9 protein-coding genes are annotated in these 20,275 nt (G+C 42.6%); 7 read left to right on the plus strand and 2 right to left on the minus strand.

The window, feature by feature from the left end; translation table 11 throughout:
* Positions 1–61: 61 nt before the first annotated feature.
* Both ACS5PU_RS24195 and ACS5PU_RS24200 read left to right on the plus strand, forming a co-directional pair.
* Positions 62–3,070, plus strand: a complete 3,009-nt coding sequence (locus ACS5PU_RS24195) for a SusC/RagA family TonB-linked outer membrane protein (protein WP_439461730.1) — start codon at positions 62–64, stop codon at positions 3,068–3,070.
* 25 nt (positions 3,071–3,095) lie between these two features.
* On the plus strand, positions 3,096–4,493 hold the full coding sequence (locus tag ACS5PU_RS24200; protein WP_439461731.1) for a SusD/RagB family nutrient-binding outer membrane lipoprotein: 1,398 nt from the start codon (positions 3,096–3,098) through the stop codon (positions 4,491–4,493).
* Positions 4,494–4,989: 496 nt separating this feature from the next.
* Here the strand turns inward: ACS5PU_RS24200 and ACS5PU_RS24205 are convergent, their stop codons facing one another.
* Together ACS5PU_RS24205 and ACS5PU_RS24210 are read right to left on the minus strand one after the other, a co-directional pair.
* Positions 4,990–6,519, minus strand: coding sequence for an OmpP1/FadL family transporter (locus tag ACS5PU_RS24205; RefSeq protein WP_439461732.1), 1,530 nt, complete (start codon positions 6,517–6,519; stop codon positions 4,990–4,992).
* An 18-nt stretch (positions 6,520–6,537) separates the two neighbouring features.
* A complete protein-coding gene (locus ACS5PU_RS24210; protein WP_439461733.1) occupies positions 6,538–7,503 on the minus strand; it encodes a hypothetical protein in 966 nt (321 codons plus the stop codon).
* A 189-nt stretch (positions 7,504–7,692) separates the two neighbouring features.
* On the opposite strand from ACS5PU_RS24210, the gene proS reads away from it, so the two are divergent.
* The 5 genes from proS to ACS5PU_RS24235 form a co-directional block, all read left to right on the plus strand.
* The gene (gene proS / locus ACS5PU_RS24215; RefSeq protein ID WP_439461734.1) at positions 7,693–9,165 is read left to right on the plus strand and encodes a proline--tRNA ligase; all 1,473 of its coding nucleotides are present in this window, start codon (positions 7,693–7,695) and stop codon (positions 9,163–9,165) included.
* 183 nt (positions 9,166–9,348) lie between these two features.
* Positions 9,349–10,488 carry a cystathionine gamma-synthase gene (locus ACS5PU_RS24220; RefSeq protein WP_439461735.1) on the plus strand — a complete coding sequence of 380 codons (1,140 nt, stop codon included), beginning with the start codon at positions 9,349–9,351 and terminating at the stop codon, positions 10,486–10,488.
* Between the two features lie 297 nt (positions 10,489–10,785).
* Complete coding sequence (locus ACS5PU_RS24225; protein ID WP_439461736.1) at positions 10,786–11,637, plus strand: TIGR02757 family protein; 852 nt, start codon at positions 10,786–10,788, stop codon at positions 11,635–11,637.
* Positions 11,638–11,752: 115 nt separating this feature from the next.
* Positions 11,753–12,367 carry a Crp/Fnr family transcriptional regulator gene (locus tag ACS5PU_RS24230; protein ID WP_439461737.1) on the plus strand — a complete coding sequence of 205 codons (615 nt, stop codon included), beginning with the start codon at positions 11,753–11,755 and terminating at the stop codon, positions 12,365–12,367.
* A gap of 567 nt (positions 12,368–12,934) precedes the next feature.
* Positions 12,935–20,275, plus strand: a 7,341-nt coding sequence (locus tag ACS5PU_RS24235; RefSeq protein ID WP_439461738.1) for a PKD-like domain-containing protein, incomplete at its 3' end; no start/stop codon positions are given.

The raw sequence follows: 20,275 nt of genomic DNA on the forward strand, positions 1-20,275 counted from the left end.
TCGTTCAATTTGGTTTTGGAGAAGACTAATTTTGGTCTAACTACTAACTAAATCGAATACAATGACCAAATTAAAGATTACCTTATTCACGCTGACCATGCTCTGTGTTTTGCAGATTCATGGTCAAACGTTGCTCATCAGCGGTAAAATTACCGACGCATCTGGGCAACCTATCCCTGGTATATCCGTAAAAGTTAAAGGAACCAGTGTCGGGGCTTCTTCCGATTCGAAGGGTATATTTTCGATTAAAAGTGCGAACCCTTCTACCTTGGTTTTTAGCGGTATTGGCTATGTAACCAAGGAGTTTGTTTACAATGGGCAAAGCAATATTACCATCGCATTAAATGAAGACCAGCAAAACCTCAACGAGATTGTAGTAACCGCCTTGGGGGTGAAGCGCGATAAGCGAAACTTAACCTACAGCTCGCAGGAGGTAAAAGGCGATCAGATTACGCAATCGAAGGAGCCCAACCTGGTAAACGCACTGGCCGGTAAAGTTTCAGGTGTACAGATTACCAGCTCGTCGGGTACGCCGGGCAGTTCATCCCGCATCGTCATCAGGGGAGCCAATTCCCTTTATGGCAACAACGAGGCGCTGATGGTAATTGATGGTATTCCGGTTAACAATGATGAAACCGGTAACCTCAACTCAGGTCCGGGCACCAACCGTATTGCCGATCTTGATCCAAATATCATCGAAAGCATTAACGTGCTAAAGGGTGGAGCTGCAACCGCGTTATATGGTTCTGATGGTGCCAAAGGTGTAATCATTATTACCACTAAAGCGGGTGCCCTGAATAAAAAGCCATCGATCAGTTTTTCTTCTTCATTTTCGATGGAGAAGCCGCTATTACCTGAAATCCAGAATAAGTATTCGCTTGGTTCAAATGGCGTGTATTTTGATGGTGTAAACCAGAAAACAAGTACCTCGTGGGGAGCTAGGATGGATACCTTAAAAATTAATGGCCAGCCGGCACAGGTGTACGATCAGTCTGATCTGTTTTTTAAAACCGGAAAAACATATACCAATACGGTAGCCATTAACGGCGGAGGAGCCTACAGCTCTTATTTCCTGTCTTACACCAATTTCGCACAGGATGGAACGGTACCAACTTCTTCTTTTGACCGGAACACTGTTTTTGGAAAATTCACTACGCAGATTGTAAAAGATCTGAATGTTACTTTCTCCTTAAACTATGCAAATACCAAAAACCGCCGATTGCCAGAAGGTTATGCCCTGGAAAGTCCGGTGTGGACTATTTTTTCTGCCCCGGTTTCTTACGATCTGCAGCCTTCGGTAAACCCGGATGGAAGCCAGCGTTTATACCGTTTCTCGCGTAACAATCCTTATTGGGTGTTAGATAATATCAGTAATACATCGGTGGTTAACCGTTTTCTGCCTACATTTACAGCAGATTATAAACCTTTAAGCTGGTTAACCATTACCGAGCGTTTTGGTGCCGATGTGTACGTAGAGCAGGGCAAATACACCGAATCCTTACTCTCGGTTTCTAACCCTAACGGAAGGATCGTAAATAACAATACCAACTTTAGGCAGTATAATAATGATCTGATCCTGAATGCGAACAAAAGCTTCGGCGATTTTAATGTTGAAGCCTTATTGGGTAATAACCTTATTTCTACATATTCGCAAAACGGCTATGCCAATGGTTTGGGCATCACGATCCCGGGTTTTAATAATATCGGTTCTACTTCTACGGTTAAGTTTACCGAAGCCAGTTACCTCACCCGGAAAATAGGCTTTTACCTGCAATCGAATATCGATTACAAGAAATTTATTATCCTTTCCTTAACCGGTAGGTACGATGGTACTTCGGTATTGGCTAAAGACAATAGGTTTTATCCTTACGGCTCGGCTGCAACCAGTTTTATTTTCTCTAATTTCTTTTCAAACGGACTTTCTGATGTGATGAACTTTGGTAAGTTAAGGCTTTCATACAGTACAGTGGGTAACGCGAGTATTGGTCCATATAGCTTACTTACCCCATACGAATCGCAAACAATCAGAAACACTACCTTTCCTTATCAAGGGCAGTCGGGTTTCTTGATCAGCCAGGTGCTTAGCGATCCGAATTTAAAAAACGAACGTATCAATGAGTTTGAGGTAGGTTTAGAAACCGGTTTCTTTAAAAACCGTTTAGGCATTGAGTTTACTTATTTCGATAAGCGGACAAAGAACGGTATTATTCCATCTGTGGCTTTGGCCCCATCAACAGGTTTTAACGCAACAAGTGTAAATTCTGCAGCGATGCGCAACCGTGGTATTGAGCTGTTGTTAAATGCAAAACCAATTTCTACCCAGGATTTTAGCTGGGACCTAACCATCAATTATAGCCGGATCAGAAATAAAGTGCTTTCAATTTATAAAGACCTCAACCAAGTTGGTAATGGCTTTACCTTTATTTTTGTTAATCAGCCTTACGGCGTGATTTATGGTACCCGCTATGCCAGAAATGCAGCCGGACAATTGCTTACTGATGATGGAGGCCTTCCTTTTGCCGCCGATGAGCAAGGTATTATCGGAGACATTAATCCGGATTGGATGGGAGGCATTGTTAATAATTTCAGGTATAAACAGTTTACGCTCAGTTTCTCTTTCGATATGAAAAAGGGTGGCGATATCCAAAATAATGTAGATGGCTATGGTTATTTCTATGGTACACCAAAGGTTACCGAAGACCGCGGGCCACGTGTGGTTGAAGGTGTAAATGCAACAACAGGTTTACCTAATACGGTTTCAGTTACAGGACAAGCTTATTACCAACGTGCCAACAGCGTGCTCGAATCGGTAATCCAGGATGGTACTTATGTGAAATTGCGTAATGTTAGCCTCGGTTATAACGTCAAGCCTGCCTGGTTGCAAAAAACTCCTTTTAAAACCATTGGGTTTCAGGTAGCGGGCCGTAACCTTTGGATTTATGCACCGCACTTCACGGGTGGCGATCCGGAAGTAAGCTCGTTTGGTTCGTCAAATGGCTCGCAAGGAATTTATTCGTTCTCTACACCTACATCAAGATCGGTTGATTTTAGTTTGAAACTGACCTTATAGCCCCTAACAATTAGAAAGCAATAACATGAAAAAGATATATTTTATTTTAGGCTTTGCCCTAATGGTGGCATTGGCCGGATGCAAAAAATACCTGGATGTAAATGAAGATCCAAACAGACCGATCGATGTTAAAGAATCGCTGATGCTTCCGCCTATCCAAATGCTGATTTCACAGAACATCAACGCATCGGGCGATGGGAATTTAAGTGTGGTGCTACAGCAATATCTACAGGTAATGGCACTTAACCAGGTGGCGCCAAATTTTGGCACCTACCTGATGTACAATGTAGACATGGATGGCGATTGGAATAATGTGTACGTAAGAACATTGAACAACCTTAATTTATTAAAGATCAAAGCTACTGCCAATGGCAACTTTAATTATGGGGCCATTGCAAAAATCTTAACGGCTTATACTTTGGGTTATGCAACTGATGCCTGGGGAGACCTGCCTTACAGTCAGGCTTTTTTAGGCGTGGCACAGCCTACACCGGCTTACGACAGCCAGCAGCAGATTTATGTTCAGATTCAGGCTTTATTGGATGATGGAATAGCCGATATTGCTAAAAATGGCGGTCTTAAGCCCGGAAGCGATGATTACATTTACGCTGGCGATATGGCCAAGTGGCGAAAACTGGCTTATACTTTAAAAGCACGCTATTACCTGCATTTGAGCAAGGCGCCTGGCAATACGGCCTCGGCACAGGCCCAATTGGCTTTAACGGCATTGAACAATGGTATGCAAAGCAACGCAGATGATGCTAAAATTGCATTCAGCGGTGCTGCGGGAGCTGAAAATCCGTGGCAGCAGAACTTTTTGCCGGGTACCACATTTGTACTGGCCAATACCTTTGTAGATGCCTTTACCACCAGAAACGATCCAAGGCTGAGCAAAATGGTTAAACCCGCTAAGCAAACAGGTTTGTATACAGGCCGGCAGATTGGTTTAGATGAAATTGGAAGTTTGGAGGCTTATTCTATTCCTTCCGATTTTTATGCTGGTGCCAACGCCAATAATTACCTGGTAAACTATACCGAAGCCTTATTTATAAAAGCCGAAGCTACGCTGGCAGTTTCTGGTTTCGCAGCTGCACAACCTTTTTATCAGGATGGTATTAAGCAGCACATGGCGAAAGTAGGGGTGGGAACCACCGATGTGAATACTTATATCACTTCGAGGGGGACGCTTACGGCTGCAAATGCACTGCGTTTAATTATGGAAGAAAAATCAATCTCGAACTTTCTTAATGCCGAGAATTATACTGATTGGCGCCGTACCGGATTTCCGGCCTTAACCAAGGTTAAAAATGCACTATCTGAAATTCCGAGAAGGGTGCTTTATCCCAATACCGAAATTACAGCAAACCCACAGCCGCAACAAAAGGCTAAAATTACCGATAGGTTATGGTGGGATGTGAATTAAAAATTAGTACAGGTTAATAATGATTAGGGTACCCGATTGTGGGTACCCTTTTTGTTTAAGGCTTTCGGGATTTGTAACCCCGATTGACGAGCATATTGCATAACGATTCCTGCCTGCGCGAGAATGACGCTTGGTTTTAGATTAGATGGTTTCTGCTAGTTTGCTAGTCGGGATTTGTAACCCTGATTGACGAGCATATTGCATAACGATTCCTGCCTGCGCGAGAATGACGCTTGGTTCTAGATTAGATGGTTTCTGCTGGTCTGCTGGTCGGGATTTGTAATCCCGATTGACGAGCATATTGCTTTACGATTCCCACCTGCGTGAGAATGACGCTTGGTTTTAGATTAGATGGTTTCTGCTAGCCCGACTAATGAGCTAAGGATTTATAATCCTTAGTGATGAAACAATAAGAATTAAATAAGCATGAAGAACATAAAAAAGCACCAGCTTCAATGTAGAAACTGGTGCTTTAAAATTGTAATATAATGCGCTATTAAAACCTTACGCCAAAAGTTAAGAAAACATTGTTTCTGTTGCTTTTAACATCGGCTACAGGCTCAGTGTAATCATTCAATTCGTAAGGACTTGAGTTGAAATTGGTTTTATAGTTCTGATAAGCTAAATCGAAATAGTAATTGTCTACCCTATAGCCAATTCCGCCAGTGTAGTATTGACCTTGGTAGAATTTGTTGTCTCCGCCTTTAATACCACTCCCGTTTACACCGTAACCGCCTCTTAAACTAATCTCGTTGCTCACTTTAACCTCCGCTCCAACACGATAGTTTACCGTTTCTTTGTAAGAGTTTTTAATAAAATCGTTAGAACTGTTAATGGTTGAAATATCCGAATTGTTATCGGCAGAGAAACGCATAGATGAATAGTCTACGTAATCCACATCAGCTGAAATTAAGGCAGTACCCGCAATTACGTAGCTCAATCCAGCAGATGCTTTAAGCGGTGTGCGTAGGTTATAGCTAAAAGTGTAGTATCTGCTAGGATTATTAGATGATGAAGATGAATTGGTTGCATTTCCGGATAGTGCTGCCTGCAATGTTTCCGAAGTATTATCTTCAAGATTCATCCAGGTTGGCGTTTGGAAGTTTAATCCAATCCTTAATTCATTAACCGGTCTAAAAATCATACCCAGTTTTAAATTAAAGCCACCACCTTTTGTTTCCTGATTTCTGAAATGGGTAAGCGAGTAATTCTCATTACCGGTATACTGAGGAGGTGTTAAGCCATCATCAAAAGTGTTTACCACACCCGATTCGGTAAAGCTGGCATCGCTAGTGTATTTTACGTTAACAAAGCTGGCCGTTGCACCAATATATACCTTGTTGCCGAAGTTAAGTGCTCCAGCCACATTGAATTCAGATGTTGAACCTAGGCGTGCTTCGTTCCAATCTTGTTTAAAGCTGGTGCCTGTGTAAGGTTCGGCCGAAAACCCGTTTGGATAATTTGTAGCATTTTTATTGATCAGGTAACTGTTGTAAGCATCGCCCGCAACGGTATTGTTAATGCCCGAACTGTTGGCCTGGTCTACATAAGCATCGCGGATAGAACTATTGGTATTTGTTCCGTTGTAACTGATATTGTTTAAGAAATCATTATTGCGGGTATAGCTTAAACCAAAAACCGTACTTACCAATCCCTTGCTAACATCACTTCCTTTTAATCTGGCTGCCGGACTGTAAAAAACAACACCTAGGTTATTGAGGTTAATCTGGCTCTTTTTTGCTTCAATATTATTTCCAAGAAAACTGCTTTGATTTGATACACTATTAAATTCGGGTGTGATGCTAAATTCTGATTTGGTGAATAAGCCCAAGCCTGCAGGGTTTGCATTAATAGAGCCGATATCGCCACCAACTCCGATTTGTGCACCGCCCATTCCCTTAAACCTTGCCGAAGTACCGTAATTGGTTTGCGAAAAACGGTAAGCATCAGGTGCGTAACTTTGGGCGTAAGCCGTTCCCATAGTGGCTACTGTAGCCACTAGTGAAGCTAAAATATATTTTTTCATCTTGTGTGTTTAAATTGATTAACCTCTTCCTGCTCTTGATGGTCTAGAACCACCACCGCCACCGCCTGATGAACTACCACCACCAGAACTACCGCCACCGTTTGATGGTGGGCTGTAAGATGGAGCTGGAGCTTCACTTCTTGTTGGACGGCTCATTTGTGGAGAAGGGGTATTGTAAGTAGGTGAATTGCCCTGAGTATTGCTGCTTCTTGTTGGACGGCCACCATAAGTATTGTTGGTTGAACCTACCGCACCGTTGTTATTACCTGCATAACCGCTTCTGCTTGGTCTGCCATAGTTCGGATTGCTTCCAGGGGCTACATTTCTAGGTACACCTCTGTCATCGCTTCCAGGTCTTGCTCTGTAGCTACCTCTGTTGGTGTAAACGCCGCCACCATAGTATCCGCCGCCAACACCCCAGCCACCGCCGTAGTATCCACCGCCCCAACCATAACGGTCGTAGTAAGAATTAGGTCCCCAAGCGTTCCAACCCCATGGATTGTTCCAGCCGTAACCAAAGTTTCCGTAGTAAAAAGGATTGTTCCAGATACTTCCGTAACCCCAGCCGCCGCCATAATAACCGCCGCCCCAGCCTAAGCCATAACCATTGCTCCAGCCTAAGCCCATGCCTAAGTAGTTTGATGGGCCATAGCTGCTGCCGTAGTAGTAATTATCGAAATATGGATCATAGTAGCCCTGCCAGCTGTAACCATTATAAAAACGGTTTATCCTGGATGAGTAATCCATATCGTAGTAGGGATTACTGGTACCGTAATATTCATCGTATTCTTGTTGACCCTGGCCTTGGCCCTGAGCCCTGGCTTGTTGTTGCGTTGGTACAGGAATTTCAACTTCCCTAGCTCTAGCTACAGAGTTGTAAACATCATCTGTTGACGCATTTTGAGCCAATTTTGATGTAGAGCATGATGCTGCCAACCCAGCGGCAGCAATCAGTACAATGGGTAAAAATTTAATTGGTTTCATTGTGCTTATATTTAGTTGTGTGTGTTATACGAATATAATAAAATGACTGCAAAAATAACTATTTATTTAGTCACAAAACCGATATAAAATAATTGATCGTATTTGTTAATCGTTTGTAGGCATAAATTTATAAATTTGCCGTCTAATTTTACACTTTTTAACACACAAATTACGTTCCAAATACATAACATGAGCAAAGAAATTACAAGCAGAGAAGCAGATTATTCCCAATGGTATAACGATATTGTTTTAAAAGCAGATTTAGCAGAGCACTCTGCTGTACGCGGATGTATGGTTATCAAGCCCAATGGCTATGCAATTTGGGAAAAAATGCAGGCCGTTTTAGATAAAATGTTTAAGGATACCGGGCACCAAAATGCTTACTTCCCGTTATTCATCCCAAAGTCATTTTTCTCTAAGGAAGCTTCTCATGTTGAGGGTTTTGCGACAGAATGTGCTGTTGTAACACACTACCGACTTAAAAATGATGGCAACGGAAACATTGTGGTTGATGAAACGGCAAAGTTAGAAGAAGAATTAATTGTAAGGCCAACTTCCGAAACCATCATCTGGAACACTTACAAAGGATGGATCCAATCGTACCGTGATTTACCGATTTTGATAAACCAATGGGCCAATGTGGTGCGTTGGGAAATGCGTACCAGGTTGTTTTTGCGTACCGCAGAGTTTTTGTGGCAAGAAGGACATACTGCACACGCTACAGCGGAAGAGGCCATTGAGGAAACAGAACGCATGCTGCATATTTATGCCGATTTTGCCGAAAACTGGTTGGCTGTTCCGGTAATCAGGGGACGTAAATCGCCGAATGAAAGATTTGCTGGTGCGTTAGATACCTATTGCATTGAAGCCTTAATGCAGGATGGTAAAGCCCTACAGGCTGGAACATCTCACTTTCTAGGTCAGAATTTTGCCAAAGCTTTTGACGTGAAATTTACCGGTAAAGATGGTAAGCTAGATCACGTTTGGGCTACATCGTGGGGGGTATCTACCCGCTTAATGGGTGCCTTAATTATGGCACACAGTGATGATTCTGGATTGATTATTCCACCAAAATTGGCACCTATACAAGTGGTTATTGTTCCGATTTATAAAAGCGATGAAGACCTGGCCAGGATTTCGGCTTATGTAAATGAATTGACCATGCGCTTAAAAGGAATGGGCATCTCTGTAAAATATGATGATAGAGATACACAGCGTCCAGGTTTTAAATTTGCAGATTACGAGTTGAAAGGTGTGCCGGTACGTATTGCCATTGGTGGACGTGATTTAGAAAATAAAACCGTAGAAATTGCCCGTAGGGATACCAAAGTTAAACAGACCGTACCTCAGGAAGGTTTAGATATTTACATTGTTAAGCTATTGGAAGATATCCAAAAAAGCATGTTCAATAAAGCATTGGCCTATCGCGATGAACACATTACCGAAGCCAATTCTTACCAAGAGTTTCAGGACCTGTTAGATACTAAGGCTGGTTTTATTTCGGCACATTGGGATGGAACACCAGAAACAGAGCAAAAGATAAAAGAAGAAACCAAAGCCACCATCCGTTGTATCCCATTGGATAATAAACTGGAAGATGGCGTTTGTATTTATTCGGGCAAGCCCTCTACACAGAGGGTGTTGTTTGCAAGAGCTTATTAGGTTAGTCTTGAGGCGAAAGTTGGGAGTCTTGAGTCTACTTGCAACCGCTTTTAAAATAAGTTAGCGTAGTTTTTAGCATGCTGCCCGCTAACGATTTAAATATTAATGTAAAATAGTATCAGAGATATAGATCTTCTGGAATCTTATCTCGATACTTGGTCCTTTATACCTTGATACTATAAAATGAAATTCGCAACCAAAGCTATACATGCAGGTCAAGAGCCTGATCCAACTACAGGTGCCGTAATGACACCGATTTACCAAACCTCTACCTACTGGCAAAAATCGCCTGGTGATAATAAGGGCTATGAATACTCGAGGGGCACAAATCCTACGCGTAAGGCTTTGGAAGATTGCTTGGCCGCATTGGAGAATGCTAAATACGGTCTGGCTTTTTCGAGCGGCATGGGCGCTACCGATGCTGTGCTGAAGCTGTTGCAACCTGGCGATGAAGTGATTACTGGAAACGATCTTTACGGAGGTTCTTACCGTATTTTTACCAAAATTTTTACCAAATACGGCATTAAGTTCCATTTTTTGGATCTTTCGAAGCCGGAAAATATATTGCCTTACATTAATGATAAAACCAAATTGGTTTGGATAGAAACACCTACCAACCCAACCATGCAGATTATTGATATTGAGGGGATAGCGAAAATTACCAAGGAAAAGAATTTGATTTTATCGGTTGATAATACTTTTGCTTCGCCATACCTGCAAAACCCAATTGATCTGGGCGCGGATATTGTGATGCACTCGGTAACCAAATACATTGGTGGCCACTCTGATGTGGTAATGGGTGCGCTGGTAACCAGCAATGAAACTTTATATAAAGATCTTTGGTTTATATACAATGCCTGCGGTGCAACACCAGGGCCACAAGATGCCTTTTTGGTGTTGAGGGGGATTAAAACGCTTCACCTGAGAATGAAGGCACATTGTGAGAATGGAGAACGGATAGCGCATTATTTAAAAAAGCATCCTAAGGTTGATAAAATTTATTGGCCTGGCTTTGAAGATCATCCTAACCATGATGTGGCCAAGAAACAGATGCGCGGTTTTGGTGGGATGATTTCGATTACCTTAAAAGGAGCTGATTTGGCCGAAACTTTTAGGATTTCATCGAATTTTAAAGTGTTTACCCTTGCCGAATCTTTAGGTGGGGTAGAATCGTTGATTAACCACCCCGCTACCATGACGCATGGCTCTATTCCGAAAGAAGAAAGAGAAAAAGTTGGTGTAACCGATAACCTGCTCCGTTTAAGTGTTGGGGTAGAGGATATCGACGATCTTTTGGAAGATCTGGAAAATGCACTGGCTTAAAAAAATAATAGCAATTAATAGATTGTCAATCATATTTATTTTATAAAAATCGATATGATTGACAGCCGCTCTGAGATCGTCATTTCGAGCGGAGTGCAACGCAGTCGAGAAATCTTTCTTAATAGTTCTCTCCATTCCTCTGCGCTCCATCCGATAGCTATCGGATCGAGATAACGGATTTTTTCTATAGGTATCTGTCAATGGTAGCCTGTCAAAGGAATTTATAAATGCGCTTCGACAGGCTCAATGCGACAAACAAAATCGAGACCTTAATATCACCTCTACAGATTAAATACCATGCAATTTTTAGAACTAAAGAATTTTCTCGATCACAAAGTAGAGCAATACAATCAACCCAATTTTATTGCCAACGATCCGGTTTGTATTCCACATCTTTTTGATCAGAAGCAGGACATAGAGATAGCGGGTTTCTTTGCAGCTGTTTTGGCCTGGGGACAGCGTAAAACCATTATCAATAAGTGCAGGGAACTGTTGGAAAGGATGGATAATGCCCCTTACGATTTTGTGCTTAACCATAGCGATGATGATTTGAGGCGTTTGTTAAATTTTAAGCACCGTACATTTAACGATACGGACCTACTGTATTTTATTGCTTTTTTTAAAATGCATTACAGTGCTTTTGAGAGTTTGGAGCAGGCATTTATCCCCCAAAATGATGTTTTCCGTTCCGATTATCTGGAAGTTGTTTCAAATGTAGGGGAAGTAGGCTACGCCTCGGCAGCCTGCCTTTCGCAACAGCTTCATTTTTCGATTGAAGAGGCCTTAAACCATTTTAGAGCTTATTTCTTCTCCATTACTGATTTTCCTAGCCGTACCAAAAAGCACATTTCCTCTCCTAAGCAGAAATCTACCTGCAAAAGGCTCAATATGTTTTTAAGGTGGATGGTGAGATCGGATGCTAAAGGTGTTGATTTTGGGATCTGGAACACGCTCCAGCCAAAAGATCTCATCTGTCCGTGCGATGTGCATGTGGATAGGGTAGGGCGTTTGCTTGGTTTAATCAATCGGAAGCAGACAGATTGGCTAACGGCTGTTGAGCTGACCGAAAATTTAAAGCAGTTCGACCCAGCTGATCCTGTTAAATATGACTTCGCTTTATTCGGCCTAGGAGTAGAAAAAGAATTTTAGCGCGTAAAATAGAGAAAAGCTAAAAAAAACTTTATTTTTTAATTCTATCTTCCTATACTTACGTTAATATTCTACTAGATTCAGTAGGATTCTGTCTATCCCAACAGTAATTTCTATGATCGCAGTCAATTTATCTGATGAAGACAGGTGGAAGAAATACAATAACTTTTCGCCCTTAGTCTCAATTTTTAAGAAATTTCATCCGCTCAACGATGAAATAGAAAAGCGTATCAATCAGCATACATTTCCAATCAGTTACAAGAAAAATAAGTACCTGGTATCTCCAGTAGACCGTAACAAATTCCTTTTTTTGATTGTGAAGGGTGTGGTTAGAGGTTTTATCAAAGATGGTAATAGCGAAATTACGACCTGGATTGCGAAAGAGAATGAGGTAGTGGGTACCATCATGAATCTATGGATAGATGGAGACTCAGAAGAGTATCTGCAGGCATTGGAGGATGTAGATTTAATTGCCATTCCGCATGTGCTGTCTGAATATCTGTACGAGAACTTTGCCGAAGCAAACATTGTTGGCCGGAAAATGATGGAGCAATATTACCGCTCGGCCGAAGAGCGTGCCTATTTATGCCGTATCTCATCAGCAGAGAAAAGATATAAAAGGTTTCTGGTTTCATTCCCTGATCTGATTAACAGGGTGTCGCTAAAGCACATAGCCTCTTTTTTAGCCATCAGGCTCGAAACGCTCAGTAGGATCAGGGCAAAGATTTAATTTCTTTTTTAAAATATTTTTTCGTTTTGCAGGCTTAAGATTCCACTAAATCTTAAGCCTGTTCTTTTTATTCATTATTTTTCCATTTTGGTTTTAATTCTGTAGTATTAATGATACTTGTGAACAGATAGTTGTTGATTATTATCAAAAAAGTACTCCCATTGGGCTCTCCTGCTTTGAAGTATAACTTTTATGTTTTCTTTTTTTAGTTACTTTGTAGTATTGATAATACAGGTTTTTACTGTTTATGTATAATTTTTAATCCCGGATTTTTGTGATTGAGGTATAAGATTAACAGTGAATAAAGCATCCCTTTGCCACCCGTAAAATTAACGTTTTTACAGTGTCTATCTCTTCAAATTGTTTTAGATCAGCTTAATAAGTAGCAGGTTTTATTGCATCAAAGGAGAAATTCTCTTTAAGAAACAACCGTTTTGGTCAGATTTTGTGCTCATCGAATGAGGTTATTAATATGCAGTAATTACCCTATTACTTCCGATTGGAAAAATGATTAAACTTATACAACGCCTACTCTCAAATTACAGGAAAGAAGCTATTCTTAAACTAATGATACTGTCATTATTTTTAGTCGCATCTTTTGCAACCGCTACTGCCCAAACATACAAAACGCATTACATTGCCCCAGCGCCATGGCAATATTGGAGCAGCGCAAATGAAATTATAGTTTCTACCAATACAGCTGGTACTTCTGCTACAATAAGCAAGAGTGATGGTACTGTGATTACAACCTTAACTCCAACACCTGGAAACCCGGCTGTTTACAGATTTGTGGGCGATCCGGTAGGTTTAACCAAAAATAGCTTAAATACGATACTTAACGGAGCGGGTATAATTGTAACCGGTAATAATCCTATTGCCGTAAACGTAAGAAACGTAGCTTCTGATGATGTTCCAACGGGCGCAGCAAGTAATACAAATGATCAGTACATCAAAGGAAATGCATCGTTATTCAGTTTTGGAGATGCTGCTGTTGGTAATGCTTTTAGGGTAGGTTACTATCGGGATGGTGATTTAAATGGTGTTGCTACAACGGTTTCTACCAAGCGCCCGGTTTACAGTGTTCTGGCTATAGAAAATAATACTACCGTTAAACTTAATGGCACAGCTATTACTACATTAAATGCAGGTCAGAGTTATATCTTACAGGCAACATTGGGCAGTTTGGTTGAAACATCAGGGCCAGCTGTAATGAATACCGGGGTAAACGTAGATGCACCTGAGGCTTGCGGTGATGGGGCTTACAATCCTGTTCCACCTGTTAGTTCTTTAGGTAATGAGTATGTGGTAATCAGGGGGAAAGGAAATAATACTGCTGAGCAAACAACAATTATTGCTACAGAAGCCAACACTACTGTAACGGTGATGAACTTCGACCATAGTGGGGTACTTCAATCAACCAATAACTATAATTTAATTGCTGAAGGAAGTTTTGTTACGTTTCCAAATGGTATTTCGACAGGCACAGGTACAGGTAATGTTCAAGTAGGGGATCCTTTTTCTGGATCGAGGATTGTAGCAACGAAAAATGTGGTTGCCTATTCTGGTACAGCGAACAATTGCGAGGTCGATATTGCTACTTTAGCACCTTTGAGTGCCTGTGGTGGTTCGTTAAAAGCAGAAACAGCGAAATTTAGGGCCAATAATTTAACCGACTTACCTTATTTTGCCTATGTAGTTACCAAAAGTCCTACAGATAAAATTTATTTAACCACCAATGGTGGTTCTCCTGCTTTTACCAGTACAGATATTGAAACTATTCCAGGGGTAGGGGTACGCAGGCAATTGGGAAGCACTGGTGCATATGCCATTGATTTTGATAACAGCAACATTGGCAATCCAAATTCATTTTTTATTAGTAGCAATAGCCGCTTAACAGTAGCTATGGTTCAATCGGGCGGAGGATTTTCGATGTCGAATTTTCTTTCACCATTTCCTGAAAAAGCATTAAAACCAACATATGCACAGGCAGATTGTGCTTCGGCTCTGTTAAGTGCCGATCCTAACAGTGTGGCTCCATTTCAATGGTATTTAAATGGAGTGGCAATTTCTGGTGCTAATTCATCTACTTACCGCGCTACGGTTTCTGGTTCTTATACCATTACTTCAACTTTAGATTGTGGGATGAGTTCGCAATCACTCCCGGTAACTATTGCTTTATGTAATATTGATCTGATCCTTAACAAAACGGTAGATAATGCATCGCCTGCAAAGGGGGGAACAGTAAACTTCACCATTACGGTTAAGAATTCGGATGTTGCGTCAGGGCAGGTTACTGGAACAGGTAATGCTATTGGTGTTTCAGCAACAGATGTTTTACCATCGGGCTATACTTATGTATCAAGCGTTGCCGCTGCCGGAACTTCATATAATCCAAGTACAGGTTTATGGTCTATCGGAAATTTATCTTCAGGCCAAACAGTTACCCTAACCATCAAGGCAAATCTGAACAGTTCCGGATCGTATACTAATACTGCAACAGTAACTGGTCCACAGGCTGATCCGGTATTATCAAACAACACGGGCTCAGCTAGTGTTAATCCAGTTGATATCGCCTTAACCTCGGGGGCAGGAACCGATGCGCAGTCTATCTGTGTGGGGGGCAGCACCGTCGCAATCCAGTATCTGATTACAGGTACACCAACAGTAACCGTAACTGGTTTAGGTATTTCAGGATTAACCTATGGTACTGCAACAAGTGGAGGGAACACCATTTTAACCATTAATCCAGGAACGGTAACAACAGCAGGAACTTATAATTATACGGTGAGGGCAGTTTATGCGCTCCCATCTACCACAATCATTAATGCTAAAGGTTCGATAGTGGTTAGCCCTGCAGCTACAACGCCTGTTTTTGCATTAGGCGCAACCTCAACACGCTGCCAGGGATACAGTGTGCAAACTTATTCGGCAACTGCAAGCAATACTACAGGAATTACTTATGCACTAAGTCCATCTAATGCTGGTGTAATTAATAGCTCAACAGGTGCGGTAACCTGGTCGGCCATTTATAATGGCACTGCTACAATAACGGCAACGGCTGCCAGTCCTTGTGGTGCACAAACGGCAACACATACCGTAACCATCAATTCTACCGGTACCATTACAGGAGGATCTACAGTATGTTCTGGTTCGAACGGAACGCTTACATTAACAGGGGCTCCGGCAACAGTAGTGCGTTGGGAATCTTCAACAGATAATGGCATCAGCTGGACTTCGATTGCGAATACCACCACAACCTTAAATTATACCAACATTCCGGTTACTACGATTTACAGGGCAATTGTTTCGGGCAATGGATGTACCAATGCCATTTCTGGCACGGCAACCGTAATGGTAACGCCACGTCCGGTAATAGCGAACCAAACTTACTATTTCTGTAAATCGGGCAGTTTTAATTTTGGTCCGGTTGATGTGCCTAACGGAACAACCTACACCTGGTCTGCTCCTGTAGTATCATCGGCTGATGTTACTGGTGGAACTTCCGGTACGGATCAGCTTTCGGTAAACCAAAGCTTAAATAATTCGGGTACAAGTTTACAAACGGCTACTTATACGGTTACACCAACTTACGCTTCTTGTGCTGGTAATCCTTTTACCATTACCGTATATTTGGTGCCGCCTTTAACGGCTTCAGCATCTGGTCAGACCATTTGTTCTTCAACTGCATTTAGTGTAACACCGAACAGCAATGTAAGCGGTACCACTTATACTTGGACAGCGGCTTTAAGTAACGGAACAGCATCGGGCTTCTCCAACCAGGCCAGTGCAGTTGCGGCACCAATTTCGCAAACTTTGATTAATACTTCTGGTGCTGATGCTACGGTTACGTATACCGTAACACCAGTTTATAACGGTTGCAGTGGTGCAACATTTACCTTTAATATATTAGTTAGAACAGCTACACCTGCGCCAACTGCGAGCAACCAAACTTTCTGCGAAATTGCCAATGCAACCGTAGCCAACTTAGTGGCCACCGGAACATCAGTTAAATGGTATACACAGGCCACCGGCGGAACAGCTTTAGCACCAGCCACAGCCTTAACCAACGGAACCTATTATGCAAGCCAGACTTTAAATGGCTGCGAAAGTGCAACACGTGCACAGATTACGGTAACCATAACCGCTACCGCTGCACCAACTGCGAGTAATCAGACTTTCTGCCAGATCGCCAATGCAACTGTAGCCAACTTAGTAGCCACCGGAACATCAGTTAAATGGTATACACAGGCCACCGGCGGAACAGCTTTAGCACCTGCCACAGCCTTAACCAATGGAACCTATTATGCAAGTCAGACTTTAAACAGCTGCGAAAGTGCAACACGTGCACAGATTACGGTAACCATAACCGCTACCGCTGCACCAACTGCAAGCAACCAGACTTTTTGCGAAATTGCCAATGCAACTGTAGCCAATCTAGTAGCTACAGGAACATCAGTTAAATGGTATACACAGGCTACCGGCGGAACAGCTTTGGCACCGGCCACAGCCTTAACCAACGGAACCTATTATGCAAGCCAGACTTTAAACAGCTGCGAGAGTGCAACACGCGCGCAGATTACGGTAACGATAAGCGCTACACCTGCACCAACTGCGAGCAATCAAACTTTTTGCGAAATTGCCAATGCAACTGTAGCCAACTTGGTAGCCACCGGAACATCAGTTAAATGGTATACACAGGCTACTGGCGGAACAGCTTTGGCACCGGCTACAGCCTTAACCAACGGAACCTATTATGCAAGCCAGACTTTAAATAGCTGCGAGAGTGCAACACGCGCACAGATTACGGTAACGATCTATCAAACGCCGAAAGGATTTAACGACACAAAGACTTTAGATTGTATAGGGAATTTCGCCTATAACCTTCAGTCTGATAATATAAACAATACAGCTAATGGAGGAAATTCAGTTGCTTCTTCATTTACCTGGACTGTAAATTCCAATACAAACGTAACAGGTGCAGCCAATGGATCAGGCAATACCATCAATCAAACTTTAATCAATACCAGTAATAGCGCACAAAACATTGTTTATACAGTAACGCCAAAGGCAACTGTAGCAGGTTCGTGCGTAGGAAATCCTTTTACCGTAACGGTTAATGTTCCTGTTTGTTCATCGCTATCGATAACCAAAGCTGCAGATGTAACTTCTGTTAATAAAGCCGGAAATGTAATCACCTATACGGTAACCGTAGCAAATACTGGAAATGCCAACCAAAATAATGTGGTGGTTAACGATCCGCTGGTTGGAGGGAACTTAAGTAATCCTGTAAAAACTGGAAATACTGATAATATTTTAGAAAAAGGAGAAACCTGGACTTACAGTGGATCTTATACTGTACTGCAGTCTGATTTAAATAACAATGGTAACCCAAGCAATAACTCAGGAAAAATTAGTAACACCGCAAGTGTTAAAACCACAGAGCTTCCAACTGCAAAAACAGCAATAGCTGATGTAAATCTAGTTGTAAGTCCTTCGGTTGCTTTGGTAAAAACATCAACACTGAATATTAACGGAAACTCGATCAATTACTTATTTACCGTTAAAAATACAGGTAATGTTACTTTGAGCAATCTGGTTGTAACCGATAGTAAAGTTACTGGAGCAATTACTTTAGCGGCTACAACACTGGCACCGGGAGCGAGCACAACAGCTACGGCATCATATACAATTTCTGCTACAGAAAAAGCTGCTGGATCAGTTACCAATACAGCTACAGTTAATGGCAAAAATCCACTGAACGGCAATGTTTCTGATGTTTCGGGAACAACAGAGAGCAATGATACGCAAACAGTAACCTATACAGGTGTATATGCGGTTGATGATCAAGGTACTTTAAATGGGGTAAGTGGTGGTGTTGCAGTTAATAATGTTTTGGTTAACGATAAGTTAAACGGTAACCAAGCTACTTTAGCTAATGTAACGATTAGTCAAATATCGAGCTCAAATCCAAACATATCTATCGATCCTGCTACGGGTAAAGTAAACGTTTTGGCAGGTACACCTGTTGGAGATTATACTTTGATTTATCAAATAGAGGATAAAGCAAACCCAGGCAACGTAAAACAAGCAACGGTTACAATTCACTTGGTTAGTGGCGCAATTTTGGCGAAAGACGATGCCGGTTCAGCGAACTCGGTAACAGGTGGAACGGCTGTAGCGAATGTACTTTCGAACGATACTTACAATGGAACTGCAACAGCACCGACATTAAACGATGTCACCATCACCAATGGCACCAACGACAGCAATGGCAAGGTAATGCTTAACCCTGCAACAGGCGCGGTAAGCGTGGCCGCGAATACCCCTGCAGGTGTTTACACTTTAACCTATACCATCACCGATAAACTGGATGCAAGCAAAACTTCTACCGCTACGGTAAAAGTGACTGTGGCTTCTGGGGCTATATTGGCCAAAGACGATGCCGGTTCAGCAAACTCTGTGACTGGTGGAACGGCTGTAGTGAATGTTTTAAGCAACGATACCTATAATGGAACCACGGCTGCTCCAACTTTGGCCGATGTGACCATCACCAATGGCACCAACGACAGCAACGGAAAGGTAACGCTCAACCCTGCAACAGGCGCGGTGAGCGTTGCGGCAAATACCCCGGCTGGTGTTTACACCTTGACTTATACCATTACCGACAAACTGGATGCATCGAAAACTTCTACCGCTACGGTAAAAGTAACGGTTGCTTCTGGCGCAATTTTGGCGAAAGACGATGCCGGTTCAGCGAACTCGGTAACAGGTGGAACAGCGGTAGCGAACGTACTTTCGAACGATACCTATAATGGAACCACTGCTGCTCCAACCTTGGCCGATGTAACCATCACCAATGGCACCAACGACAGCAACGGAAAGGTAACGCTCAACCCTGCAACAGGTGCGGTAAGCGTGGCCGCGAACACCCCGGCAGGTGTTTACACTTTGACTTACACGATTACCGATAAACTGGATGCAAGCAAAACTTCTACCGCTACGGTAAAAGTAACCGTGGCTTCGGGCGCAATTTTAGCGAAAGATGATGCCGGTTCAGCAAACTCGGTAAGCGGCGGAACGGCTGTAGCGAATGTACTTTCGAATGATACTTACAATGGAACCACTGCTGCTCCAACCTTGGCAGATGTCACCATCACTAATGGAACCAACGACAGCAATGGAAAGGTAACGCTTAACCCTGCAACAGGCGCGGTAAGCGTGGCCGCGAATACCCCGGCGGGTATTTACACCTTAACGTATACCATTACCGACAAACTGGATGCTTCGAAAACTTCTACCGCTACGGTAAAAGTGACTGTGGCTTCTGGCGCGATCTTGGCGAAAGACGATGTCGGTTCAGCGAACTCGGTAACCGGCGGAACGGCTGTGGCGAATGTACTTTCGAACGATACCTATAATGGAACCACTACTGCTCCAACTTTGGCAGATATAACCATCACCAATGGCACCAACGACATCAACGGAAAGGTAACGCTTAACCCTGCAACAGGTGCGGTAAGCGTGGCCGCGAATACCCCGGCAGGTGTTTACACCTTAACTTATACCATCACCGATAAACTGGATGCTTCAAAAACTTCAACCGCTACGGTAAAAGTAACCGTTGCTTCCGGTACGATTTTGGCCAAAGACGATGCCGGTTCAGCGAACTCGGTAACGGGCGGAACGGCTGTGGCGAATGTTTTAAGCAACGATACTTACAACGGAACTGCAACAGCGCCGACATTAAATGATGTGACCATCACCAATGGAACCAACGACAGCAATGGCAAGGTAACGCTTGACCCTGCAACAGGCGCGGTAAGTGTTGCCGCGAACACCCCTGCAGGCGTTTACACCCTGACTTATACCATTACCGATAAGCTTGATGCAAGCAAAATTTCTACCGCT

The organism is Pedobacter sp. GSP4 (assembly GCF_051857575.1).
Lineage (GTDB): Bacteria > Bacteroidota > Bacteroidia > Sphingobacteriales > Sphingobacteriaceae > Pedobacter.